22 protein-coding genes are annotated in these 24105 nt (G+C 53.0%); 20 read left to right on the top strand and 2 right to left on the bottom strand.

Annotation, left to right across the window (positions count from 1 at the left end; all coding sequences use genetic code 11):
- The first annotated feature begins 210 nt into the window (after positions 1–210).
- The 3 genes from ilvI to cra all read left to right on the top strand — a co-directional run bounded on the left by ilvI (position 211) and on the right by cra (position 3695).
- Positions 211–1929, top strand: coding sequence for an acetolactate synthase 3 large subunit (gene ilvI, locus EIP93_RS19030; protein ID WP_103861879.1), 1719 nt, complete (start codon positions 211–213; stop codon positions 1927–1929).
- Between the two features lie 2 nt (positions 1930–1931).
- Positions 1932–2423 carry an acetolactate synthase small subunit gene (gene ilvN, locus EIP93_RS19025; RefSeq protein ID WP_010681718.1) on the top strand — a complete coding sequence of 164 codons (492 nt, stop codon included), beginning with the start codon at positions 1932–1934 and terminating at the stop codon, positions 2421–2423.
- A gap of 267 nt (positions 2424–2690) precedes the next feature.
- On the top strand, positions 2691–3695 hold the full coding sequence (gene cra, locus EIP93_RS19020; RefSeq protein WP_107333462.1) for a catabolite repressor/activator: 1005 nt from the start codon (positions 2691–2693) through the stop codon (positions 3693–3695).
- An 85-nt stretch (positions 3696–3780) separates the two neighbouring features.
- Here cra and EIP93_RS19015 read toward each other — a convergent pair whose 3' ends face one another.
- A complete protein-coding gene (locus EIP93_RS19015) occupies positions 3781–4218 on the bottom strand; it encodes an L-alanine exporter AlaE (protein WP_010298045.1) in 438 nt (145 codons plus the stop codon).
- Positions 4219–5107: 889 nt separating this feature from the next.
- Between EIP93_RS19015 and mraZ the strand changes: the two genes are divergently transcribed.
- The 16 genes from mraZ to lpxC all read left to right on the top strand — a co-directional run bounded on the left by mraZ (position 5108) and on the right by lpxC (position 22965).
- Positions 5108–5566, top strand: coding sequence for a division/cell wall cluster transcriptional repressor MraZ (gene mraZ, locus EIP93_RS19010; protein ID WP_010298042.1), 459 nt, complete (start codon positions 5108–5110; stop codon positions 5564–5566).
- Between the two features lie 2 nt (positions 5567–5568).
- Positions 5569–6513 carry a 16S rRNA (cytosine(1402)-N(4))-methyltransferase RsmH gene (rsmH, locus tag EIP93_RS19005; protein ID WP_103861877.1) on the top strand — a complete coding sequence of 315 codons (945 nt, stop codon included), beginning with the start codon at positions 5569–5571 and terminating at the stop codon, positions 6511–6513.
- On the top strand, positions 6510–6830 hold the full coding sequence (ftsL, locus tag EIP93_RS19000) for a cell division protein FtsL (protein WP_039278301.1): 321 nt from the start codon (positions 6510–6512) through the stop codon (positions 6828–6830). Before rsmH ends, ftsL begins: the two co-directional genes overlap by 4 nt.
- A gap of 23 nt (positions 6831–6853) precedes the next feature.
- On the top strand, positions 6854–8617 hold the full coding sequence (locus tag EIP93_RS18995) for a peptidoglycan glycosyltransferase FtsI (protein WP_103861876.1): 1764 nt from the start codon (positions 6854–6856) through the stop codon (positions 8615–8617).
- Positions 8604–10091 (top strand): UDP-N-acetylmuramoyl-L-alanyl-D-glutamate--2,6-diaminopimelate ligase, encoded by a 1488-nt coding sequence (gene murE, locus EIP93_RS18990; RefSeq protein ID WP_107333461.1) that lies wholly within the window; start codon positions 8604–8606, stop codon positions 10089–10091. Before EIP93_RS18995 ends, murE begins: the two co-directional genes overlap by 14 nt.
- On the top strand, positions 10088–11449 hold the full coding sequence (gene murF / locus EIP93_RS18985; protein WP_125233126.1) for a UDP-N-acetylmuramoyl-tripeptide--D-alanyl-D-alanine ligase: 1362 nt from the start codon (positions 10088–10090) through the stop codon (positions 11447–11449). Before murE ends, murF begins: the two co-directional genes overlap by 4 nt.
- Entirely contained in the window at positions 11443–12525 is a 1083-nt protein-coding gene (gene mraY / locus EIP93_RS18980; RefSeq protein ID WP_010298023.1) for a phospho-N-acetylmuramoyl-pentapeptide-transferase, read from the top strand. The genes murF and mraY overlap by 7 nt, the downstream gene beginning before the upstream one ends.
- Before the next feature lie 3 nt (positions 12526–12528).
- Complete coding sequence (murD, locus tag EIP93_RS18975) at positions 12529–13845, top strand: UDP-N-acetylmuramoyl-L-alanine--D-glutamate ligase (protein ID WP_125233125.1); 1317 nt, start codon at positions 12529–12531, stop codon at positions 13843–13845.
- Entirely contained in the window at positions 13845–15047 is a 1203-nt protein-coding gene (ftsW, locus tag EIP93_RS18970) for a cell division protein FtsW (RefSeq protein ID WP_039483495.1), read from the top strand. Before murD ends, ftsW begins: the two co-directional genes overlap by 1 nt.
- Complete coding sequence (gene murG, locus EIP93_RS18965) at positions 15044–16135, top strand: undecaprenyldiphospho-muramoylpentapeptide beta-N-acetylglucosaminyltransferase (protein WP_103971074.1); 1092 nt, start codon at positions 15044–15046, stop codon at positions 16133–16135. The genes ftsW and murG overlap by 4 nt, the downstream gene beginning before the upstream one ends.
- 62 nt (positions 16136–16197) lie before the next feature.
- Positions 16198–17658: a UDP-N-acetylmuramate--L-alanine ligase gene (gene murC / locus EIP93_RS18960; RefSeq protein WP_039470049.1), complete on the top strand. Its 1461-nt coding sequence runs from the start codon at positions 16198–16200 to the stop codon at positions 17656–17658.
- A gap of 8 nt (positions 17659–17666) precedes the next feature.
- A complete protein-coding gene (locus EIP93_RS18955) occupies positions 17667–18587 on the top strand; it encodes a D-alanine--D-alanine ligase (protein ID WP_103971073.1) in 921 nt (306 codons plus the stop codon).
- A gap of 1 nt (position 18588) precedes the next feature.
- Positions 18589–19413, top strand: a complete 825-nt coding sequence (gene ftsQ / locus EIP93_RS18950; protein WP_039531003.1) for a cell division protein FtsQ — start codon at positions 18589–18591, stop codon at positions 19411–19413.
- A 53-nt stretch (positions 19414–19466) separates the two neighbouring features.
- The gene (ftsA, locus tag EIP93_RS18945) at positions 19467–20723 is read left to right on the top strand and encodes a cell division protein FtsA (protein ID WP_010298002.1); all 1257 of its coding nucleotides are present in this window, start codon (positions 19467–19469) and stop codon (positions 20721–20723) included.
- A gap of 68 nt (positions 20724–20791) precedes the next feature.
- Positions 20792–21943 carry a cell division protein FtsZ gene (gene ftsZ, locus EIP93_RS18940; RefSeq protein ID WP_005975217.1) on the top strand — a complete coding sequence of 384 codons (1152 nt, stop codon included), beginning with the start codon at positions 20792–20794 and terminating at the stop codon, positions 21941–21943.
- Between the two features lie 104 nt (positions 21944–22047).
- Positions 22048–22965 carry a UDP-3-O-acyl-N-acetylglucosamine deacetylase gene (gene lpxC / locus EIP93_RS18935; protein ID WP_029367880.1) on the top strand — a complete coding sequence of 306 codons (918 nt, stop codon included), beginning with the start codon at positions 22048–22050 and terminating at the stop codon, positions 22963–22965.
- An 18-nt stretch (positions 22966–22983) separates the two neighbouring features.
- Here lpxC and EIP93_RS18930 read toward each other — a convergent pair whose 3' ends face one another.
- Positions 22984–23511 carry a DUF721 domain-containing protein gene (locus tag EIP93_RS18930; protein ID WP_103861870.1) on the bottom strand — a complete coding sequence of 176 codons (528 nt, stop codon included), beginning with the start codon at positions 23509–23511 and terminating at the stop codon, positions 22984–22986.
- A 26-nt stretch (positions 23512–23537) separates the two neighbouring features.
- Here EIP93_RS18930 and secM point away from each other — a divergent pair, with 26 nt between their 5' ends.
- Positions 23538–24053: a secA translation cis-regulator SecM gene (gene secM / locus EIP93_RS18925; RefSeq protein ID WP_170310035.1), complete on the top strand. Its 516-nt coding sequence runs from the start codon at positions 23538–23540 to the stop codon at positions 24051–24053.
- Positions 24054–24105 lie beyond the last annotated feature (52 nt).

The following is a 24105-nucleotide window of genomic DNA, read 5'->3' as shown; positions in this document are numbered from 1 at the left end:
TTCGATTTCCCCTAGGCCTGATTAAGGGCGGTGGTTTTTTGCCGTTTGTCTGCGTCATAATCTGACGTTATGTTAATGGGTTATCAGTAATCCCTATAAAATTTCGTATTCTTGTACTAAAAGTTAACAGTATTAATACAATGTGAGCGCGGGGATTTCCCCGGTCAATACAGAAGCGGATTCCGCTTTCTGAACAAAAGAGGCAGACCCATGGAGATGTTGTCAGGCGCCGAAATGGTGGTCCGATCGTTGATCGATCAGGGCGTAAAACATGTGTTCGGTTATCCGGGCGGTGCGGTGCTGGATATTTACGACGCCCTGCATACGGTTGGCGGTATCGAGCATATTTTGGTGCGGCATGAGCAAGGTGCGGTACATATGGCGGATGGCTATGCGCGTGCGACGGGTGAGGTCGGCGTCGTGCTGGTCACGTCCGGTCCCGGTGCGACCAACGCGATTACCGGTATCGCGACTGCCTATATGGACTCCATTCCTATGGTGGTGTTGTCCGGTCAGGTTGCAACTTCGCTGATTGGCTACGATTCCTTTCAGGAATGCGACACGGTGGGGATTTCCCGGCCTATCGTTAAGCACAGTTTTCTGGTCAAGAAAGCGGAAGATGTCCCGACGATCCTGAAAAAAGCATTTTATCTGGCATCAACCGGACGTCCGGGGCCTGTGGTGGTCGATCTGCCGAAAGACATCATGAATCCGGCGAATAAGTTGCCGTACGTTTATCCCGAAAGCATCAGCATGCGTTCCTATAGCCCAACGGTTCAAGGGCACAAAGGGCAGATTCGTCGCGCGCTGCAAACCCTGTTGGCGGCAGAAAAGCCGATTATCTACAGCGGTGGCGGTGTGATTAACGCGGAGTGCCACGAAGAACTGCTGACGCTGGCGGAAAAACTTAACCTGCCAGTGACAACTTCTCTGATGGGGCTGGGTGGTTTTCCCGGAACGCACCGCCAATGCCTCGGCATGTTGGGGATGCACGGGACGTATGAAGCCAATATGGCAATGCATAACGCCGATGTGATTTTCGCCGTAGGGGTTCGCTTCGACGACCGTACGACGAACAATCTGGCGAAGTACTGCCCGAACGCGACGGTATTGCATATTGATATCGATCCTGCGTCGATTTCCAAAACGGTCAATGCCGATATCCCTATCGTTGGCGATGCTAAACAGGTGCTAAGCCTGATGCTGGAGCTACTGGAACAAGATGGCGCACCGCAGCAGTTTGATGCGCTGCGCGACTGGTGGCAGGGTATTGAGCAATGGCGTGGGCGCCACTGTCTGAAATACAGTACTGACAGCGACAAGATTAAACCGCAGGCGGTGATTGAAACGCTGCACCGACTGACGGAAGGTAAAGCTTATGTGGCATCGGACGTCGGTCAGCACCAGATGTTCGCCGCGCTGTATTATCCGTTTGATTTACCGCGCCGCTGGGTGAACTCCGGTGGGTTGGGTACGATGGGCTTTGGCCTGCCTGCGGCATTGGGTATCAAGCTTGCGCTGCCGGAAGAAACGGTCATTTGCGTGACGGGCGATGGCAGTATTCAGATGAATATTCAGGAGCTTTCTACGGCACTGCAATATGATTTGCCTGTTGTGGTGATTAACCTGAACAACCGTTTCCTCGGCATGGTGAAGCAGTGGCAGGACATGATCTACTCTGGCCGCCATTCCAGTTCTTATATGGAATCGCTACCGGATTTCGTCAAGCTGGCTGAAGCGTACGGTCACGTCGGGATTTCTATCGATACGCCGGACGAACTGGAAAGTAAGCTGTTGCAAGCGCTGGCGCAGAAAGATCGTCTGGTGTTTGTTGATATCAACATCGACAGCAGCGAGCATGTTTACCCCATGCAGATTCGCGGCGGGGCGATGGACGAAATGTGGTTGAGCAAAACGGAGAGGACCTGATCATGCGGCGGATTTTATCAGTATTACTTGAGAATGAATCAGGCGCCTTGTCACGTGTCGTCGGCCTGTTTTCACAGCGCGGCTACAACATCGAAAGCCTGACAGTGGCACCAACCGAAGACCCAACGCTATCTCGTATGACTATCCAGACGGTAGGCGATGAGAAAGTGCTGGAGCAGATCGAAAAACAACTGCACAAGCTGGTGGATGTCCTGCGCGTCAGTGAGCTGGGGCAGGGCGCGCACGTTGAGCGTGAGATCATGCTGGTGAAGCTACAGGCTACGGGCTATGGTCGTGAAGAGGTGAAACGCTGCGCCGATATTTTCCGCGGTCAGATCGTGGATGTCACCGCCTCGCTTTATACCGTACAGCTTGCTGGCACCAGCGATAAACTGGATGCATTCCTCAGCGCCGTGCGTGAAGTGTCCGAAATTGTTGAAGTAGCGCGTTCTGGTATCGTCGGCGTATCGCGCGGCGATAAAATCATGCGTTAATCGACTTTTCGCTGCTTTTTCTTTTAAGAGGCCCGATAATCGTATCGGGCCTTTTTATTTCCCTTATCTTATATAAACACAATATATTCAGCTTAAAAGACATCCATTATTGATATGGCAGCTTGAAATATGTGGGTAACGTGATAAAAGCAGTTGCCGTACAAAAGCTTCTGCTGTTAGATCTACGCCATATCCATGATGATTTTATGGTCATCACACTATTTATTGAGCCGGCCTACTTATTTTCCGGCCTACTAAGGGGTTACCGTGAAACTGGATGAAATCGCGCGTCTTGCGGGTGTTTCACGCACGACAGCCAGCTATGTCATTAACGGGAAAGCAAAACAATATCGCGTCAGCGATAAGACCGTTGAGAAAGTCATGGCTGTCGTCAGGGAGCACAATTATCATCCCAACGCCGTCGCGGCTGGATTACGTGCCGGGCGCACGCGTTCAATTGGTTTGGTTATTCCCGATTTGGAAAATACCAGCTATACACGCATTGCTAATTATCTGGAGCGTCAGGCCAGACAACGCGGATATCAGCTATTAATTGCGTGTTCAGAAGATCAGCCGGACAACGAGATGCGGTGTATTGAGCATCTGTTGCAGCGCCAGGTTGACGCGATTATCGTTTCTACCGCATTACCGCCGGAGCACCCGTTTTATCAACGTTGGATAAACGGCAGCCTGCCGATTATTGCATTAGACAGGGCGTTAGATCGTGAGCACTTCACCAGCGTGGTGGGGGCCGATCTTGAAGATGCTGAAATGCTGGCGCAAGAATTAAGGAAAATGCCTGCGAAATCGGTACTTTATCTTGGTGCCTTGCCTGAGCTTTCCGTCAGTTTCTTGCGTGAGCAAGGGTTCCGTCAGGCGTGGGCGGGCGATCCGCGCGAAGTGAATTACCTTTATTCCAATAGCTATGAGCGTGTGGCTTCCGCTGCTGCATTTATGGATTATTTGAAAGATAATCCTATGCCTGAAGCGTTATTCACCACCTCATTCCCGCTATTGCAGGGAGTGATGGACGTCAACCTGAAGATTAACGGGCGTTTGCCGAATAATCTGGCTATCGCGACCTTTGGGGATAATGAGCTGTTGGATTATCTGGAGTGCCCAGTGTTGTCTGTCGCTCAGCGCCATCGTGAAGTCGCGGAGCGCGTACTGGAGCTGGTGCTGGCCAGTCTGGATGAGCCGAAAAGGCCGAAGCCTGGTTTGAATCGTATTCGACGTAATCTGTACCGTCGTGGTTCACTGAGCCGCGCGTAATTCTCTGTCTGCATTTCTGCGCCATAGTCACTATGGCGCTTCTTCTTTACTCAATGTCAATTCGCTACTTAATCTCAATTCGCTTTTATGGCAATGCGACCCGGAATAGCCGACGGCAATATTCCAGAAAGTAGCCATATATCACGCCCGTCACCATAGACACCACCAGATTACTGGTGACGGCGGTCAGGATTTGCGCAGGATTTGCCCCGATAGACCAGAGAATAATGGCGTAAACAGGTGATTGGAAACTGACATAGGCAAACAGATCGGCAACGCTGCGCACCAGAAAATGATCGCCACCGTGACGTCTGGCCATATTCAACACGCGATCGCGATAAAGCCCGTACGGCCAGGCAATGGCAATATTGACGGGGATCGATAACAAACGTGAAGACAGCGATTGCTCGACGCTCATACCAGAAAGCATGATTTCTATCGCCATGCCGGTGATGAAACAATAGACAACGAGCGCAAAGGTATCGGCGGTGGCACTTCGCAATCGTGACGTCGGGGAAAACATTCCTGGTTGCTCCATTCTTAGGGCGGATAAACTGGTGTAATGGTTTGGTGTGGTTTTTTGTCATGCCTTATTTTGTTTGTGTAGTTTACATCACTGCATGATTGGCTTTGTACTAGGTAAAAATATTTATTTGTGAGTGTTTTTTATACTTTCCCGCTACTTTATGTCTGCCCGGTAACTTTCCCGTTTTTTTATCGCGACAAGGGATTTAAAGTTTTTTAAAAACAAATCGTTATGATTTTTTGGGGAAAGGCCTTTCTGCGAGGGAAAGAATTGCGTTAAAGCATTAAAGGAAGTGAGTAGATGACCGATAAAACAGGGTTGCTTGTGGTGCCCCATTTTTAATGCGTCTTTGGGGATGGCGCGCGCTCAATTTATTCGGTCCGTTTCCTGAGCCTGCTTTTCTTTTCAGGAAACCGCATTCGTCGGCAGGGGCATCAATTAACGTAAATTGGTCGATTAATGAAGAATTGGCGATATTGATGTTAAAAATGTGACATTGAGCAATGGTTAACCGCTGCGGTATGATCCTGCGGGCTCGTGCAGGCCTTGGTATTCAAGGTGTTCGGCCTGGTAAGACTATTCTGAAAACCGCTATCTTTGGTATCAGCGTGTGACAATAAAAATAATCGATATGCCGGAGTTGGTGGCTATATGTTTGCAATGTTCCCGTTCCGATATGAATTTTTCTCAAATTATCATGATGTTAATCTTTGTTAATTCTGACTCCTTATTCCTTTTACCTCTATGACGGCCCCAATTCATTCAGGAATAATCCCAAAGCGCGCCAGCTCTGGCTTGACAAGGTTTTCATACCCTCCGTACACTCTTCAAGGTGGGATTTTGTGGGGTAAAGTGGTGAAAAAGGTTATGGAGGGGTAACTCAGGTATGTTTCGTGGGGCTACGCTGGTTAACCTCGACAGTAAAGGGCGCCTTGCTGTGCCTACCCGATATCGGGAAATGCTGAACGGGGAATCGCAAGGTCAAATGGTTTGCACCATTGACCTGCATCAGCCATGCCTGCTGCTTTATCCCTTACCTGAATGGGAAATTATTGAACAAAAGCTATCGCGCTTGTCGAGCATGAACCCTGCTGAACGTCGTGTTCAGCGTTTGTTATTGGGGCATGCCAGCGAGTGCCAAATGGATAGTGCAGGGCGTTTGTTGATTGCGAATACGTTAAGGCAGCATGCGGACCTCAAAAAAGAAGTGATGCTAGTCGGGCAGTTCAACAAGTTTGAACTGTGGGATGAACAGACTTGGTATCAACAGGTCAGGGATGATATTGACGCTGAACAATCGACTCAGGAACCTTTGTCTGAGCGGTTGCAGGACCTATCGCTATAGCCATGCTGGAAAATTATAAACATACCACCGTCCTGTTGGATGAGGCAGTAAATGGCCTGAACATTCGCAGCGGCGGCATATACATCGACGGCACATTTGGCCGTGGTGGTCATTCTCGTCTGATTCTTTCCCAACTGGGGCCGGAAGGGCGCCTGTTAGCTATCGATCGCGATCCTCAGGCTATTGAAGCCGCCAAGGCGATTGACGATCCTCGTTTCTCTATTATTCACGGGCCGTTTTCCGCTATGGCGGAGTATGTTGCGGAACTCGGACTGACCGGGCAGATCGATGGCGTTCTGCTCGATCTTGGCGTTTCTTCTCCTCAGCTTGATGACCCTGAACGTGGGTTCTCATTTATGCGCGATGGCCCGTTGGATATGCGTATGGATCCGACGCGTGGCTTGTCTGCTGCTGAATGGCTGATGAAAGCGGAAGCTGACGACATTGTCTGGGTCTTAAAAACGTTCGGCGAAGAGCGTTTTGCCAAGCGTATTGCTCGCGCCATTGTGGAACGTAATCGTCTCGATCCGATGACGCGGACAAAAGAACTCGCCGAATTGATCGCTGCCGCCAGCCCGTTTCGGGAAAAACATAAACATCCGGCAACGCGCAGTTTTCAGGCGATCCGCATTTATATCAATAGCGAACTGGAAGAGATCGAACGTGCACTAGAAGGTGCATTGAGCGTACTGGCTCCGCAGGGGCGTCTGTCGGTGATCAGCTTCCACTCGTTAGAAGATCGGATTGTGAAACGGTTTATTCGCCATCAGAGCCGTGGGCCACAGGTGCCAGCTGGCTTGCCGTTAACGGAAGAGCAACTGCGCAGCCAGGGCGGACAGACGTTAAAAGCTGTCGGCAAGAAACTGATGCCTTCTGAAGCAGAAGTTGCGGAAAACCCACGCGCGCGCAGTTCTGTTCTGCGTTTCGCTGAGAGACTGCCAGCGTGATCGGTAACGAGCGGCATACTCTGGTTGGCGTCATCGGTGAGGATTTGCTGCGTCATGCAAAGCTCCCGGTGTTGCTGATGGTTGCCGTGCTGGTTTCTGCGGTCTTTGTGGTCACCACGGCGCATAAAACACGTCTGCTGACGGCAGAACGCGAACAGCTTTTGCTGGAGCGTGATGCGCTGGATATCGAATGGAGAAACCTGATCCTGGAGGAAAACTCACTAGGGGATCATAGCCGCGTTGAGCGGATCGCGACGGAAAAACTGCAAATGGGGCATGTTGATCCGTCACAGGAAAACATTGTGGTTAAGCAATGAACTAAATAGGCAACCAGCTAAGCATGAAAGCAGCCCGTACAGGAAAGTTAAAGCGCCAGGAAGATCAAGCCAGCTTTGTTAGCTGGCGTTTTGCGTTGCTTTGCGGCTGTATCCTGCTTGCGATGGTTGGTTTGATGGCGCGTGCGGCTTATCTTCAGGTTATCAACCCAGACAAACTGGTGCGCGAGGGGGATATGCGTTCCCTACGCGTGCAGGAAGTGCCAACGGCGCGCGGCATGATAAGCGATCGTGCTGGTCGTCCCTTGGCTGTCAGCGTGCCGGTTAATGCCGTCTGGGCTGACCCGAAAGAAGTGAACGAACGTGGCGGCATTACGTTGGATACGCGCTGGAAAGCACTTTCCGATGCGCTCGATATTCCGTTGGATCAGTTGGCAACCAAGATAAACGCTAACCCTAAAGGGCGCTTCGTTTATCTGGCGCGTCAGGTGAATCCGGCTATTGGCGAATACATCCATAAGCTGAAGCTGCCGGGCATTAATCTGCGGCAGGAATCGCGCCGGTATTATCCTTCTGGACAAGTTACCTCTCACCTCATTGGCTTCACCAATATCGATGGACAGGGTATTGAAGGGGTTGAGAAAAGTTTTGACCGCTGGCTGACCGGGCAACCCGGTGAACGAACCGTGCGTAAAGACCGGTTTGGCCGCGTGATTGAAGATATCTCTTCCGTTGACAGCCAGGCTGCACACAATCTGGCGCTCAGTATTGATGAGCGTTTGCAGGCGCTGGTTTACCGTGAACTCAATAACGCAGTTGCCTTTAACAAAGCGGAGTCAGGAACGGCCGTACTGGTCGATGTGAATACTGGCGAAGTGCTGGCGATGGCGAATAGCCCGTCTTATAACCCGAACAATTTGGCGGGTACGCCGCAAGACATTATGCGTAACCGCGCGATTACCGACATCTTCGAACCCGGCTCTACCGTTAAACCAATGGTGGTGATGACGGCGCTACAGCGCGGGGTCGTGAAAGAAAACAGTGTACTTAGCACCCTGCCGTATTACGTCAATGGTCATGAGATCAAAGACGTGGCGCGTTATAGCGAATTGACGCTGACGGGTGTGCTTCAGAAGTCGAGTAACGTTGGCGTGTCTAAGCTGGCGTTAGCGATGCCTTCCTCTGCGCTTGTAGATACTTACGCGCGCTTTGGGTTAGGAAAAGCGACCAATTTGGGGTTGGTCGGAGAAAGCAGTGGCTTATACCCTCAAAAACAACGGTGGTCTGACATAGAGAGGGCCACCTTCTCTTTCGGCTACGGGCTAATGGTAACGCCGTTACAGTTAGCGCGAGTCTACGCCACGATTGGCAGTTTCGGTATTTACCGTCCGCTATCGATTACCAAAGTTGATCCACCCGTTCCAGGCGAGCGTGTCTTCCCTGAGGCGCTGGTGCGTTCCGTGGTGCACATGATGGAAAGCGTGGCGCTGCCCGGCGGCGGCGGCACCAAGGCAGCCATCAAAGGTTACCGTATCGCGATTAAAACCGGTACGGCCAAGAAAGTTGGCCCAGATGGCAAGTACATCAACAAATATATTGCCTACACGGCGGGTGTGGCGCCAGCCAGTAACCCACGTTTTGCTCTGGTTGTCGTGATTAACGATCCGCAGGCAGGGAAGTACTACGGCGGCGCGGTTTCTGCGCCAATCTTTGGCGCCATCATGGGCGGCGTTCTGCGTACGATGAATATCGAACCGGATGCGTTGCCGACGGGCGAAAAAAACGAGTTTGTAATTAATAGAGAAGAGGGATCAGGTGGCAGATCGTAATTTGCGCGATTTACTTGCGCCGTGGGTGCAAGACACTCCGGCGCGCGCGCTGCGGGAAATGACATTAGACAGCCGCGTCGCGGCTGCCGGGGATCTGTTTGTCGCGATTGTCGGGCACAAAGCAGATGGACGGCGCTATATTCCGCAGGCAATTGCGCAAGGCGTAGCAGCGATTGTTGCCGAAGCAGAAGGCGAGGCCGCTGATGGCACCGTTCGCGAAATGCACGGTGTGCCAGTGGTGTATCTCAGTAACCTGAACCAGCGGCTTTCCGCGCTGGCAGGCCGTTTTTATCAGCAGCCTGCGGAAAAGTTACAGCTGATTGGCGTAACGGGAACCAACGGAAAAACGACAACGACTCAGCTTCTGGCGCAGTGGAGCCAGGCATTAGGCGAAACGAGTGCGGTGATGGGCACGGTAGGCAATGGCCTATTGGGTCGGGCGATTCCGACAGAAAATACGACGGGTTCCGCTGTCGATGTTCAACAGGTGCTGAGTCAACTGGTAGAACAAGGCGCGACGTTCGCCGCAATGGAAGTGTCCTCCCACGGTCTGGTGCAGCATCGTGTGGCTGCGTTGCCGTTCGCGGCGGCGGTGTTCACTAACCTGAGTCGCGATCACCTTGATTACCATGGCGATATGGAAAGCTACGAAGCGGCCAAATGGGCGCTGTTCGGTGAGCATCGCGTTGGCCAGATGATTATCAATGCTGATGATGAGGTTGGTCTGCGCTGGTTGGCGAAGCTGCCGGACGCGGTTGCTGTAACCATGGAAAACAATTTGGTCCCCGGCTGCCGTGGGCGCTGGCTGAAAGCGACACAGATTGATTATCACGACAACGGTGCCACGATTGCGTTTGATTCAAGCTGGGGACACGGCGAAATTGAAAGTCGCCTGATGGGCGCGTTTAACGTCAGCAATATGCTGCTGGCGCTGGCAACGCTGCTGTCTCTTGGCTATCCGCTCGACAAATTGGTTATTGCTGGATCTCAACTGCAACCTGTATGTGGCCGCATGGAAGTTTTCCATGCTGAAGGAAAACCAACGGTCGTTGTAGATTACGCTCACACGCCAGACGCGCTGGAAAAAGCGCTTGAAGCGGCGCGTTTGCACTGTCAGGGGAAACTCTGGTGTGTATTTGGCTGTGGCGGCGATCGTGATAAAGGTAAGCGCCCACTTATGGGCGGCATCGCAGAACAGCTGGCCGACCGCGTTGTGGTGACGGATGATAACCCGCGTAGTGAAGAGCCTCAGGCGATCGTTGCCGATATTCTCTCCGGGCTGCTGGACGCCGGACGGGTTCAGGTGATTCACGGACGTGCTGCAGCAGTCACCAGCGCGATCATGCAGGCGCAGGAAAATGACGTGGTGCTGGTTGCGGGTAAAGGGCACGAAGACTACCAACTGGTTGGCAATCAGCGTCTTGATTATTCCGATCGCATCACCGTTGCCCGCCTGCTGGGGGTGATTGCATGATTCGCGTCTCCTTGCAGCAGCTTGCCACGGTGCTGAATGCGCAGTTGATTGGCGAAAACATTGATATTGAAGATGTTTCAACCGATACGCGTAAGCTGTCTTCTGGCTGCTTATTTGTCGCGCTGAAAGGCGAAAAATTTGATGCGCACGATTACGCCGCTGATGCGGTGAAAGGCGGTGCGGCGGCTCTTTTAGTCAGTAAGCGCTTACTCGTTGACGAACCACAGCTGTTGGTGAGCGATACGCGTGTGGCGTTGGGCCAATTAGCCGCCTGGGTTCGTCAGCAGTCAACGGCACGCGTTGTGGCTCTGACCGGATCCTCCGGCAAAACCTCGGTTAAAGAGATGACGGCGGCGATTCTGCGCCAGTGTGGCTCCGTGTTGTATACCGCCGGTAACTTCAACAACGATATCGGTGTGCCGTTAACGCTGCTACGCCTGACGGCGGAACACCAATTTGCGGTGATTGAATTAGGGGCGAATCACATTGGTGAGATTGCCTATACCACCGATTTGGTGCGGCCGGAAAGCGCACTGGTCAATAATCTGGCCGCTGCGCATCTGGAAGGGTTTGGCTCACTGGCCGGTGTGGCGCAGGCGAAAGGTGAGATTTTTGCAGGTTTGCCAGTAGACGGTGTCGCTATCGTGAATGCGGACAGCAACGATTTCCCGCACTGGCAGGTCATGTTTAATCATAAAACCGTGTGGCGTTTCTCGCCGCAGGCTGCTTGCGATATCGATTTTTTTGCCAGCGACGTAGACGTTTTGGCGCAAGGGACGCGTTTCATTCTTCACACGCCATTTGGCAAAACGCAGGTTCTGCTGCCTTTACCGGGTCGACATAACATTTCTAACGCACTGGCAGCGGCCGCGCTGGCAATGTCCGTCGGAGCGACGCTGGAAGCCGTTAAATCTGGATTATCCCAGCTTCAGGCGGTGCCGGGGCGGTTGTTTCCGATTGCTTTGTCTGAGGGCAAGTTGCTGCTGGATGACAGCTACAACGCGAATGTGGGCTCGATGACGGCGGCGGCACAGGTATTGGCTGAGATGCCGGGCTACCGCGTGATGGTCGTTGGTGATATGGGTGAGCTAGGGGATGAAGCCCCTGAGTGCCATCGCCAAGTGGGCGAAGCGGCGCGTGTTGCGGGCATTGATCGCGTATTGAGTGTGGGAACATTGAGTGAATTGATCGGCACTGCCAGTGGCAATGGTGAGCATTTTCAGGATAAAGCCGCGCTGGTTTCACGTTTGAAGGTGCTGATGTCAGAACATAACGTCATCAGCGTATTGGTCAAAGGCTCACGCAGTGCTGCGATGGAGCAGGTTGTACATGCATTACAGGAGAATGCTCAATGTTAGTATGGCTGGCCGAACATTTGGCCAAACTTTATACCGGTTTTAACGTCTTTTCTTATTTGACGTTCCGCGCCATTGTCAGCCTGCTGACCGCATTGGTTATTTCCCTATGGATGGGACCACATATGATTGCCTGGTTGCAGCGTTTGCAGATTGGGCAGGTTGTGCGTAACGAAGGGCCAGAATCACATTTCAGTAAGCGCGGCACCCCGACGATGGGGGGCGTGATGATCCTGGTCGCGATCATCGTTTCTGTTCTGATGTGGGCAAATCTGTCGAATCCGTATGTCTGGTGCGTACTGCTGGTGTTAGCAGGCTATGGTGCGGTCGGGTTTGTTGATGACTACCGCAAAGTAGTCCGTAAGGATACCAAGGGGCTGATTGCCCGCTGGAAATATTTCTGGCAGTCAGTGATTGCGCTCGTGGTGGCTTTCACCATGTATTCCATCGGCAAAGATACGCCAGCCACGCAGCTGGTTGTGCCGTTTTTCAAAGACGTGATGCCGCAACTGGGCCTGCTCTATGTTGCGCTGGCCTACTTTGTGATTGTCGGCACCAGTAATGCCGTAAACCTGACTGATGGTCTGGATGGCTTGGCAATCATGCCGACTGTGTTTGTTGCCGCAGGCTTTGCGCTGGTGGCATGGGCAACGGGGAACATGAATTTTGCTGGTTATCTGCATATTCCGTATATCCGTCATGCCAGTGAACTGGTGATCGTCTGCACCGCGATTGTGGGCGCGGGGCTTGGGTTCCTGTGGTTTAACACCTATCCGGCGCAGGTCTTCATGGGAGACGTAGGTTCTCTGGCGCTGGGCGGCGCGCTGGGGACGATCGCGGTCCTGCTGCGTCAGGAGTTTTTGTTAGTGATTATGGGCGGTGTCTTCGTGGTCGAAACGCTGTCGGTTATTTTGCAAGTCGGGTCCTTTAAGTTGCGCGGGCAGCGGATCTTCCGCATGGCGCCAATTCATCATCATTATGAACTTAAGGGCTGGCCAGAACCGCGCGTGATTGTGCGCTTCTGGATTATTTCGTTGATGCTGGTGCTGATTGGCCTGGCAACGCTGAAGGTACGGTAAGACATGGTGGACTATCAGGGTAAAAAAGTCGTCATTATCGGGTTGGGTCTGACCGGGCTCTCCTGTGTTGATTTCTTTCTCGCGCGTGGTGTTATACCGCGCGTGGTGGATACCCGTATCAGTCCGCCGGGTCTGGATAAGCTGCCGGAGCAGGTGGAACGACATCTCGGTAGCCTGAATGAAGACTGGCTGATGAGTGCGGATTTGATCGTCGCCAGCCCCGGTGTTGCGTTGGCAACGCCGATTCTGTGTGACGCCGCCGATGCTGGCATTGAAATCGTTGGCGATATCGAACTGTTCTGCCGTGAAGCGCAGGCACCGATTGTGGCGATTACTGGTTCTAACGGTAAAAGCACGGTGACGACGCTGGTCGGTGAAATGGCACGAGCGGCGGGTTGGCTGGTGGGGGTCGGTGGCAACATTGGTCTGCCTGCGCTGCAACTGCTTGAACAGCCTGCTCAGCTTTATGTGTTGGAACTGTCGAGTTTCCAGTTGGAAACGACGAGTAGCCTGCACGCCGCGGCGGCAACCATTCTGAACGTGACGGAAGATCACACCAACCGTTACCCGTTTGGTCTACAGCAGTATCGGGCGGCGAAATTGCGTATTTATGAACACGCAAATTTGTGTGTTGTGAATGCTGACGATGCGCTGACCATGCCAGTTCGCGGTGCGGATGCTCGCTGCCGCAGTTTTGGGGTTGATGTCGGCGATTATCATCTTAACCGCCAGCAGGGAGAAACCTGGCTGCGGGTGGATGGTGAACGTGTACTCAATACCCGTGAAATCAAGCTGGTTGGACAGCACAATTATACGAACGCATTGGCAGCGCTGGCGCTGGCTGATGCCGTGAAGATTCCGCGCTCGTCTGCGCTGACGGCGTTGACGTCATTTACCGGGCTGCCTCATCGCTTTCAAATGGCCTTTGAGCGCAACGGTGTGCGGTGGATCAATGATTCTAAAGCCACCAATGTGGGCAGCACTGAGGCCGCATTGAGCGGTTTGGCGGTAGAAGGTACGTTGCACCTGCTGTTAGGCGGTGACGGAAAATCTGCCGATTTCTCGCCGTTGGTGCCGTATTTGCAGGGCGAGCACATTCATGTGTATTGCTTCGGTCAGGATGGGCAACAGCTGGCTGCGCTGCGTCCAGAAATTGCCGAGCAGACAGAAACGATGGAACAGGCGATGCGTATCATCGCCGAACGCGTTAAGCCGGGCGATCTGGTGTTGCTGTCGCCAGCCTGCGCAAGCCTGGATCAGTTCCGCAGCTTTGAACAGCGAGGCGATGAATTTGCTCGTCTGGCGGAGGAGTTAGGCTGATGCGGTTCTTCGGGCTGGCGTTTATCGAACGCATCAAAAGCTGGGTTATGGGAACGCGCGAAAGCGATACGCTCAGCATTGTTCTGTACGACAGAACGTTGGTGTGGTTGACGCTTGGGCTTGCCGTGATTGGTTTTGTGATGGTGACGTCGGCTTCTATGCCTGTCGGGCAGCGTCTTGCCAGCGACCCGTTCCTGTTCGCGAAACGTGATGCGATTTATCTGGGGTTGGCATTTGGCTTGTCGTTAATCACGCTGCGTGTCCCGATGGAGATATGGCAACGTTACAGCCCGGTGCTGCTATTGCTCTCTATGGTTATGTTGCTTGTGGTGCTCGCGGTGGGAAGCTCGGTCAACGGTGCATCACGCTGGATTTCTCTGGGGCCATTGCGTATTCAGCCTGCGGAATTATCTAAGCTGGCGCTGTTTTGCTACCTGTCCAGCTACATGGTGCGCAAAGTTGAAGAAGTGCGAAATAACTTCTGGGGCTTTTGCAAACCAATGGGCGTGATGGTGGTGTTGGCGGTACTGCTGCTGGCGCAGCCTGACCTTGGTACCGTGGTTGTACTGTTTATTACGACGCTGGCGATGTTGTTTCTGGCTGGCGCCAAGATGTGGCAGTTTCTGGCAATCATCGGCTGTGGCGTGTTTGCCGTTGGCCTGCTGATTGTCGCTGAGCCTTACCGTATGCGCCGTGTGACGTCTTTCTGGAATCCGTGGGACGATCCGTTTGGTAGCGGCTACCAGTTAACTCAATCTCTGATGGCGTTTGGGCGCGGTGAATTCTGGGGGCAAGGGCTGGGGAATTCAGTACAGAAACTGGAATATTTGCCGGAAGCACATACCGATTTCATTTTCTCTATTTTAGGTGAGGAACTCGGCTATATCGGTGTGGTTTTGGCGTTGTTAATGATATTCTTCGTCGCTTTTCGCGCGATGTCTATCGGAAAGCGAGCGTTGGAGATCGATCAGCGTTTTTCGGGCTTTCTGGCGTGTTCTATCGGTGTCTGGTTCAGCTTTCAGACGCTGGTGAACGTAGGCGCGGCGGCGGGGATGCTACCGACGAAAGGGCTGACGTTGCCGCTGATCAGTTACGGCGGTTCCAGTCTGATAATTATGTCGACGGCGATTGTTTTGCTGTTACGCATTGATTTTGAAACGCGTCTGACGAAAGCGCAGGCGTTTACGAGAGGTGCCCGATGAGTGGCGAAGGCAAGCGTTTGATGGTGATGGCTGGCGGTACGGGCGGGCATGTCTTCCCCGGGCTGGCGGTTGCGCACCACCTGATGGCGCAGGGCTGGCAGGTTCGCTGGTTAGGCACAGCGGATCGTATGGAAGCCGATTTGGTGCCTAAGCATGGTATCGAAATTGATTTTATCCGCATTTCTGGCTTGCGTGGTAAAGGCATTCTGGCGCAGTTAAGCGCGCCGATTCGTATTTTTCAGGCAGTGCGTCAGGCGCGGGCGATTATGCGCCGCTACCAGCCTGATGTGGTGCTGGGTATGGGCGGTTACGTTTCCGGCCCCGGCGGCTTGGCAGCCTGGCTGTGTGGCATTCCGGTTGTACTGCATGAGCAGAACGGGATTGCAGGGCTGACCAACCGCTGGTTATCCCATATCGCTAAGAAGGTATTGCAGGCATTTCCGGGCGCGTTTCCCAACGCGGATGTTGTGGGGAACCCTGTCAGAACCGATGTGCTGGCGTTACCTGCGCCTGAAACACGATTAGCCGATCGCTCAGGCCCTGTGAGGGTGCTGGTTGTTGGCGGTAGTCAGGGCGCAAGAGTACTGAACCAAACGCTGCCCGGTGTGGCGGCACAGCTGGGCGATCGCGTGACGATTTGGCATCAGGTCGGCAAAGGCGCGTTATCAACCGTTCAACAGGCCTATCAGGATGTTGGGCAGACGCAGCACAAGATTACCGAGTTTATTGATGACATGGCGGCAGCTTACGCTTGGGCGGATGTTGTGGTGTGCCGTTCCGGCGCATTAACCGTCAGTGAAATTGCGGCGGCTGGGTTACCGGCACTGTTTGTCCCGTTCCAGCATAAAGATCGGCAGCAGTACTGGAATGCGCTGCCGTTGGAAAAGGCTGGCGCGGCAAAAATTATTGAGCAGCCACAGTTCAGCGTGGCGGCGGTGAGCGAAGTGCTGTCCGGTTGGGATCGCGCCACCTTGCTGACAATGGCGCAAAAAGCCCGCGCAGTGGCGATTCCAGATGCAACCGAACGGGTGGCGGCGGAAGTCAGTGCAGCGGCAGGCAGTCGTGCCACACGTGTGGCTCATGGTTAATTAATACAACGTTGTCGGACATACGGCTGTGCGACGACGCTACAAGGTAGCGATAGAATAAAGTGAATACTCAACAACTGGCGAAACTACGTTCAATCGTGCCCGAGATGCATCGCGTCCGGCACATACACTTTGTCGGCATCGGCGGTGCTGGCATGGGTGGTATCGCCGAAGTGTTGGCCAACGAAGGTTATGAGATTAGCGGGTCCGATCTGGCACCGAATGCGGTGACGCAGCAGTTGACCGAACTTGGCGCGCAGATTTATTTCCACCACCGTGCGGAGAACGTTCTGAACGCCAGCGTGGTGGTGGTATCGAGTGCGATTACTGCGGATAACCCTGAGATTGTCGCCGCGCATGACGCACGTATTCCGGTGATCCGTCGTGCCGAGATGTTGGCGGAACTGATGCGTTTTCGTCACGGTATTGCGATTGCGGGTACGCACGGTAAGACGACCACAACGGCTATGGTCTCCAGTATTTACGCGGAAGCGGGACTGGATCCGACGTTTGTGAATGGCGGATTAGTGAAGGCGGCAGGAACGCATGCGCGTTTGGGCTCAAGCCGCTACCTGATTGCGGAAGCAGATGAAAGCGATGCGTCTTTCCTGCATTTGCAGCCGATGGTGGCGATTGTGACCAACATTGAAGCCGACCATATGGACACCTATCAGGGCGATTTTGAGAACCTGAAGCAGACGTTCATCAATTTCCTGCACAACCTGCCGTTTTACGGGCAAGCGGTGATGTGTATTGATGATGCAGTAATCCGTGAGCTGTTACCGCGCGTGGGACGTCATATCACCACGTATGGCTTTAGCGACGATGCCGATGTGCGTATTTCAGGGTATCACCAGACTGGTGCGCAAGGGCATTTTACGCTGGAGCGGAAAGATAAACCGCTGCTCACTGTCACGCTGAATGCGCCGGGGCGTCACAATGCGCTCAACGCAGCAGCGGCGGTTGCGGTGGCGACCGATGAGGGCATTGATGACGAAGCGATTCTGCGCGCGCTTGAGCGTTTTCAGGGTACCGGACGTCGCTTTGATTTCCTCGGTGAGTACCCGCTTGAACTGGTTAATGGGCAAAGCGGTACGGCGATGTTGGTGGATGATTACGGCCACCATCCGACGGAAGTTGACGCCACGATTAAAGCCGCCCGTGCTGGGTGGCCGAATAAGCGGTTGGTCATGATTTTTCAGCCGCATCGCTATACGCGAACCCGCGATTTGTATGATGATTTCGCGCATGTGTTATCACAGGTTGACGTGCTGCTGATGTTGGATGTGTATTCCGCCGGAGAGTCGCCGATTCCGGGCGCGGACAGCCGCTCGCTGTGCCGTACGATTCGCGGAAGAGGTAAGATTGATCCGATTCTGGTGACGGATGTGGATACTTTACCGGAACTGTTGTCACAGGCGCTGCGAGGTGAAGACCTGATTTTGGTTCAGGGCGCCGGCAACATCGGTAAACTGGCGCGTAAACTGGCTGATTCCAGATTACAGCCACAGATGAGTGAATGAGGAACATCATGACTGAGAAAGTTGCTGTATTGCTTGGTGGAACCTCTGCCGAACGTGAAGTGTCGTTACTTTCCGGTCAGGCGGTTTTGGCTGGTCTGAAAGAAGCGGGCATCAATGCGCATGCGGTTGATACCCGTGACGTCTCTGTGACGACGTTAAAGGAAGAAGGCTTTACCAACGTTTTCATCGCCTTACATGGTCGTGGTGGCGAAGACGGTACATTGCAGGGCGTTCTGGAATTTCTGGGATTGCCGTATACCGGTAGCGGCGTCATGGCATCCGCATTGACGATGGATAAACTCCGCACCAAACAGGTGTGGCAAGCCGTGGGATTACCGGTATCGCCATACGTGGCGCTGGATCGTCGCCAATATTCGGAAACGGCGGCAAACGCCTTGTTGGCGAAGTTTACTCATCTCGGCTTGCCGTTGATCGTTAAGCCAAGCCGTGAAGGTTCCAGCGTGGGTATGAGCAAAGTGAATACGCTTAGCGAACTGCCTGCGGCATTGGAAGAAGCATTCCGTCACGATGACGATATTTTGGTCGAGAAATGGCTGAGCGGCCCAGAGTATACGGTGGCTATCCTAGGTGATGAAGTGTTGCCTTCTATTCGTATTCAGCCTGCGGGTACGTTTTACGATTATGAAGCGAAGTATTTATCGGATGATACGCAGTATTTCTGTCCGAGTGGTTTGCCGGATGAGCAAGAGCAAGCATTAGCCGGACTGGCGATGGCGGCTTATCGTGCGGTGGGTTGCAGCGGGTGGGGACGTGTCGATTTTATGCTGGATAGCGACGGCGCCTTCTATCTGCTTGAAGTGAATACGTCTCCAGGGATGACGAGCCACAGCCTGGTTCCTATGGCAGCGCGCCAACGTGGGCTGACTTTCTCGCAACTGGTCGTGAAAATTTTAGAGCTTGCTGGCTGATATGTCGCAGGCAGCGCTGAATACACGCGGACGAGAGCCTGAAACGAAAGGAACACGTCGCAGTAATGGAGGCCAATTGGCAGGGATGATTTTCCTGCTGATGGTGATAGGGACGATCGTCTGGGGAAGCTGGATGGTAGTGGGGTGGATGAAAGATGCCAGCCGCTTACCGCTCTCCCGCATGGCTGTGACAGGGGAAAGGCAGTACACCACCAACGACGATATCCGTCAGGCCATCTTGTCGTTGGGGTCGCCGGGAACGTTCATGACGCAGGATGTGAACGTGATCCAGCAGCAGATCGAGCGTCTGTCGTGGATAAAACAGGCCAGCGTGCGCAAACAGTGGCCGGACGAATTAAAGATTCATCTGGTTGAATATGTTCCGGTAGCGCGTTGGAATGACCAGCTAATGGTTGATGCGGAAGGAAATTCGTTCAGTGTACCCGCCGAACGTATTGGTAATCGCAAGATGCCGTTGCTGTATGGCCCGGAAGGCAGTGAGGCTGAAGTGTTGGAAGGCTATCGCACAATGAATCAGACGCTGGCCGCCGGGAAGTTTACGTTAAAGACGGTTGCGATGAGCGCACGGCATTCGTGGCAACTAGGATTAGACGATGATACTCGCCTTGAGTTGGGGCGGGACGATAGGGCCAAACGTCTGCAACGCTTTATCGAGCTGTATCCGCTGTTGCAGCGGCAGGCTCAAAGCGAAAACAAACGTATCAGCCATGTGGACTTGCGGTACGACAGCGGGGCCGCGATAGGCTGGGCTCCAGCCTTGCTTGATCAACAAAACGTTGATCGGCAACGAGTTGGTCAGCAATAAGACATTGATCAGCAACAGAACAGTAACCAGAAACAAGCACAGGCTAAACAACAATGATCAAGTCGACGGACAGAAAACTGGTAGTTGGGCTGGAAATCGGTACAGCAAAAGTGGCTGCGCTGGTAGGGGAAGTTCTGCCCGATGGCATGGTCAATATTATTGGCGTAGGCAGTTGCCCGTCACGCGGTATGGATAAAGGCGGCGTAAACGATCTGGAATCGGTCGTTAAATGTGTTCAGCGCGCTATTGATCAGGCTGAGTTGATGGCAGACTGCCAGATCTCCTCCGTGTATCTGGCGCTCTCGGGAAAACACATCAGCTGCCAGAATGAAATAGGGATGGTGCCTATTTCAGAAGAAGAGGTTACGCAGGACGACGTGGAAAGCGTGGTGCATACCGCTAAATCCGTGCGTGTGCGTGATGAACACCGTGTTCTCCATGTGATTCCACAGGAGTACGCGATTGATTATCAGGAAGGGATTAAAAACCCGGTTGGCTTATCCGGCGTGCGTATGCAGGCGAAAGTCCACCTGATAACCTGCCATAACGATATGGCGAAGAACATTGTTAAAGCCGTTGAACGCTGCGGCTTAAAGGTCGACCAGCTTATTTTTGCCGGGCTGGCTTCCAGTTACGCGGTGCTGACTGAAGACGAACGTGAACTGGGCGTGTGTGTTGTTGATATCGGCGGCGGTACAATGGACATCGCGGTCTATACCGGCGGCGCATTGCGACACACTAAAGTGATTCCGTATGCGGGCAATGTGGTTACCAGCGATATTGCCTACGCATTTGGTACGCCGCCGACGGATGCCGAAGCGATCAAGGTACGCCACGGTTGTGCATTAGGCGCAATTGTCGGCAAAGATGAGAATGTGGAAGTCCCGAGTGTTGGAGGACGTCCACCCCGCAGTCTGCAACGACAGACATTGGCGGAAGTGATTGAACCACGTTACACCGAGCTGTTGAACTTGGTGAACGATGAACTTTTACAGTTGCAGGAGCAGTTGCGTCAACAAGGCGTGAAACACCATCTGGCGGCAGGGATTGTGCTGACGGGCGGTGCCGCGCAAATAGACGGTCTGGCGGCCTGTGCGCAGCGTGTGTTCCATACACAGGTGCGTATTGGACAACCAATGAATATAACAGGGCTGACGGATTATGCCCAAGAGCCTTATTACTCAACGGCGGTTGGGTTGCTGCATTACGGAAAAGAATCTCATCTGGGCGGTGAGCATGAAGTCGAAAAACGTGCCTCAGTGAGCAACTGGTTCAAGCGAATCAACAGCTGGTTGAGGAAAGAATTTTAATTTTATCAAAGAGATCACCTGGCACAGTTTTATGATCTCGCAGTTACAGGCACAAACGGAGAGAAATTATGTTTGAACCAATGGAATTAACCAACGACGCGGTGATTAAAGTCATCGGCGTCGGTGGCGGCGGTGGTAACGCCGTCGAACACATGGTGCGTGAGCGCATCGAAGGCGTCGAGTTCTTTGCGGTCAACACGGATGCGCAGGCATTACGTAAAACAGCTGTTGGCCAGACTATTCAGATCGGTAGCGGTATCACAAAAGGTCTGGGCGCAGGCGCTAACCCTGAAGTCGGCCGTAATTCGGCTGAAGAAGATCGTGAAGCACTGCGTTCAGCACTGGAAGGTGCGGACATGGTGTTTATCGCCGCAGGTATGGGCGGTGGTACGGGAACAGGTGCTGCACCAGTTGTTGCCGAAGTCGCAAAAGACCTGGGCATTCTGACTGTCGCTGTCGTGACCAAGCCTTTCAACTTTGAAGGCAAAAAGCGTATGGCGTTTGCAGAGCAGGGTATCGCCGAGCTGTCTAAGCACGTCGACTCGCTGATCACCATTCCAAACGACAAACTGCTAAAAGTGCTGGGGCGCGGTATCTCCCTGCTGGATGCATTTGGCGCGGCAAACGATGTACTGAAAGGCGCGGTGCAGGGTATTGCCGAGCTGATCACGCGTCCGGGCCTGATGAACGTCGACTTTGCAGACGTGCGTACCGTGATGTCCGAAATGGGTTATGCCATGATGGGTTCCGGTGTTGCGCGTGGTGAAGACCGTGCAGAAGAAGCGGCTGAAATGGCGATCTCCAGCCCACTGTTGGAAGACATCGATCTGTCCGGCGCACGTGGCGTGTTGGTCAACATCACGGCGGGCTTTGACCTGCGTCTGGATGAGTTCGAGACGGTAGGTAACACCATCCGTGCATTCGCGTCCGATAATGCGACCGTCGTAATCGGTACGTCGCTTGACCCGGAAATGAATGATGAACTGCGTGTCACGGTTGTTGCTACGGGTATCGGAATGGACAAGCGCCCTGAGATTACTCTGGTAACGAACAAGCAGGCCAGCCAGCCTGTGATGGATCATCGTTATCAGCAACACGGTATGACGCCGCTGGCGCAGGAAAAACCGGCTGCCAAAGTGGTTAACGACCAGAATCCGCAGACGAATAAAGAGCCAGACTATCTGGATATCCCAGCATTTCTGCGTAAGCAGGCAGACTAATTTGCTGCCAGATAACGTTGGAATCTCCGCTCTTTGTGCTAAACTGTGCCACCGAACCTGGTTTATACTAGGTTCGTAGGTTCAGTAACATGCGAGATAAAATGATGATCAAACAACGTACATTAAAACGTATTGTTCAGGCGACTGGTGTCGGGTTACATACCGGCAAGAAGGTCACGTTGACCATGCGTCCTGCACCGGCAAATACCGGGGTCATCTATCGCCGCACAGACTTGAATCCCCCGGTTGATTTTCCGGCTGATGCAAAATCCGTGCGTGATACCATGCTCTGTACTTGCCTGGTTAATGAGCATGACGTCCGTATTTCTACGGTGGAGCATCTTAACGCTGCGCTTGCAGGGTTGGGCATTGACAATATTGTCATTGATGTTGACGCGCCAGAAATTCCAATTATGGATGGCAGCGCCAGCCCGTTCGTTTACCTGCTGTTAGATGCGGGTATCGAAGAGCTGAATTGTGCCAAGAAATTCGTACGTATCAAACAGTCCGTTCGCGTTGAAGATGGCGACAAGTGGGCAGAAATGAAACCGTTTAACGGCTTCAGTCTGGATTTCACTATCGACTTCAACCACCCGGCGATTGATGCGGGCAACCAGCGCTATCGTTTGGATTTCTCCGCTGATGCGTTTGTTCGCCAGATCAGCCGTGCGCGTACATTCGGCTTCATGCGCGATATCGAATACTTGCAGTCTCGTGGGTTGTGCCTGGGCGGCAGTATGGATTGTGCCATCGTCGTTGACGATTACCGCGTACTGAACGAAGACGGTCTGCGTTTTGAAGATGAGTTTGTCCGCCATAAAATGCTGGATGCCATCGGTGACCTGTTTATGTGTGGCTACAACATCATCGGTGCGTTTTCTGCGTTTAAATCTGGACACGCACTGAACAACAAACTGTTGCAGGCTGTGCTGGCAAATCAGGAAGCGTGGGAATACGTGACCTTTGAAGACGAAGCTGAAATGCCGTTGGCGTTTAAAGCACCGTCTATCGTGCTGGCGTAACGCTTGAAATTGAAGTAATCATTTCTTATTACGACTGGTTTTACTGGTACTCTCTCCGGCCAGCGAAGCCAGTCGTTCTAATATCTTTCTGAGTTTTTCCGGGCTGTTGCCTGCTAACGTCCTCAATGTCTCCGCACTTTGTTCACTCAACTGACGCAACGGTTTGTCGTCGGTATTTTCCGTTGCTGCAATGTCACTATTTTTCACGATTTCATGCCCTTTTGCGGCAAGCGTTGGATTAATCCTGATGTCGATTGAAGCCAATGATGGTAGTATTTGTGCGCGTAATGCAGAGAGCAACGCAGGTTGTTCGTAACGTAACCGCATCAACCAACTGGCGTTGGCGGTTTCCAGTATTAGTAAACCTTGCCGGTAATTAGCGACGCGGCACCATGGGTGCAACGGTGCAGGCAGTAATCCGCGTACGGCGCGGTTGAGTTTTAATAAGGCGATAGCGCGTTGTTGCACATCTTGTAGCGGGCCTTTACCCGACATGGATGCGCTATCAAACAGAAATTCCAGTGATTGTGGGCGGCTATCACGCATAGGCTTGGCTCCGGTGGATGTTACTCGTGATTGGTATTCTAAATCGTTGGCGACAATTTGGCAGACGTTATTTCTGGCCGCATCTCTTATTAGGGATGGTCGCGGCGAGTCTTGGCCTGCCGACAAGCCTTAACGACTCACAGGATATCGCCTCACTCCCTAATTCAAGCTCCAGTGTTAGTCGCCAGAATAACGTATCGCTGAACCTTACCGATCTGGTCGCCCTGAAAGAAGCGCATCGGCGTTCGTCCTACAGTGTTGACTACTGGCATCAGCATGCGATTCGCACGGTAATCCGTCATCTTTCTTTTGCGTTGACGACGCCACAGACGGCCAGTGCCCAGCAGGTTGACGATCTTCAACCTCATTCTCTGGTTTTGCTGGATACGCTAAATGCGTTGCTGACGCAGGATTCCCAGTATCCCTTTGTGATCTCCCCCCATGCTGGGCGCGTCACTTTTTATCCTCAGGCACACCATCAAATCGGCATCTGGCTTGCCCAAATTCGCGGCATCCGTGCAGGACCTTCTCTTCTCAGCTGAAAGTGTAGTGGATAATTAGCTGAAGAAATTTCTCTCTTTTTTTGCTGAGTTT

This window comes from Pectobacterium versatile (genome assembly GCF_003932035.1).
Taxonomy (GTDB): domain Bacteria; phylum Pseudomonadota; class Gammaproteobacteria; order Enterobacterales; family Enterobacteriaceae; genus Pectobacterium; species Pectobacterium versatile.
This window is presented reverse-complemented; position numbering and strand designations above follow the sequence as displayed.

Coding starts and splice junctions, on each gene's coding strand:
- EIP93_RS18930 (WP_103861870.1), bottom strand. CDS start 23,511: ATGCGTGATAGCCGCCCACAATCACTGGAATTTCTGTTTGATAGCGCA.
- ftsQ (WP_039531003.1), top strand. CDS start 18,589: ATGTCGCAGGCAGCGCTGAATACACGCGGACGAGAGCCTGAAACGAAA.
- ilvI (WP_103861879.1), top strand. CDS start 211: ATGGAGATGTTGTCAGGCGCCGAAATGGTGGTCCGATCGTTGATCGAT.
- EIP93_RS19015 (WP_010298045.1), bottom strand. CDS start 4,218: ATGTTTTCCCCGACGTCACGATTGCGAAGTGCCACCGCCGATACCTTT.
- rsmH (WP_103861877.1), top strand. CDS start 5,569: ATGCTGGAAAATTATAAACATACCACCGTCCTGTTGGATGAGGCAGTA.
- lpxC (WP_029367880.1), top strand. CDS start 22,048: ATGATCAAACAACGTACATTAAAACGTATTGTTCAGGCGACTGGTGTC.
- ftsW (WP_039483495.1), top strand. CDS start 13,845: ATGCGGTTCTTCGGGCTGGCGTTTATCGAACGCATCAAAAGCTGGGTT.
- mraY (WP_010298023.1), top strand. CDS start 11,443: ATGTTAGTATGGCTGGCCGAACATTTGGCCAAACTTTATACCGGTTTT.
- murF (WP_125233126.1), top strand. CDS start 10,088: ATGATTCGCGTCTCCTTGCAGCAGCTTGCCACGGTGCTGAATGCGCAG.
- murD (WP_125233125.1), top strand. CDS start 12,529: ATGGTGGACTATCAGGGTAAAAAAGTCGTCATTATCGGGTTGGGTCTG.
- EIP93_RS18995 (WP_103861876.1), top strand. CDS start 6,854: ATGAAAGCAGCCCGTACAGGAAAGTTAAAGCGCCAGGAAGATCAAGCC.
- ilvN (WP_010681718.1), top strand. CDS start 1,932: ATGCGGCGGATTTTATCAGTATTACTTGAGAATGAATCAGGCGCCTTG.
- EIP93_RS18955 (WP_103971073.1), top strand. CDS start 17,667: ATGACTGAGAAAGTTGCTGTATTGCTTGGTGGAACCTCTGCCGAACGT.
- ftsA (WP_010298002.1), top strand. CDS start 19,467: ATGATCAAGTCGACGGACAGAAAACTGGTAGTTGGGCTGGAAATCGGT.
- ftsZ (WP_005975217.1), top strand. CDS start 20,792: ATGTTTGAACCAATGGAATTAACCAACGACGCGGTGATTAAAGTCATC.
- mraZ (WP_010298042.1), top strand. CDS start 5,108: ATGTTTCGTGGGGCTACGCTGGTTAACCTCGACAGTAAAGGGCGCCTT.
- murG (WP_103971074.1), top strand. CDS start 15,044: ATGAGTGGCGAAGGCAAGCGTTTGATGGTGATGGCTGGCGGTACGGGC.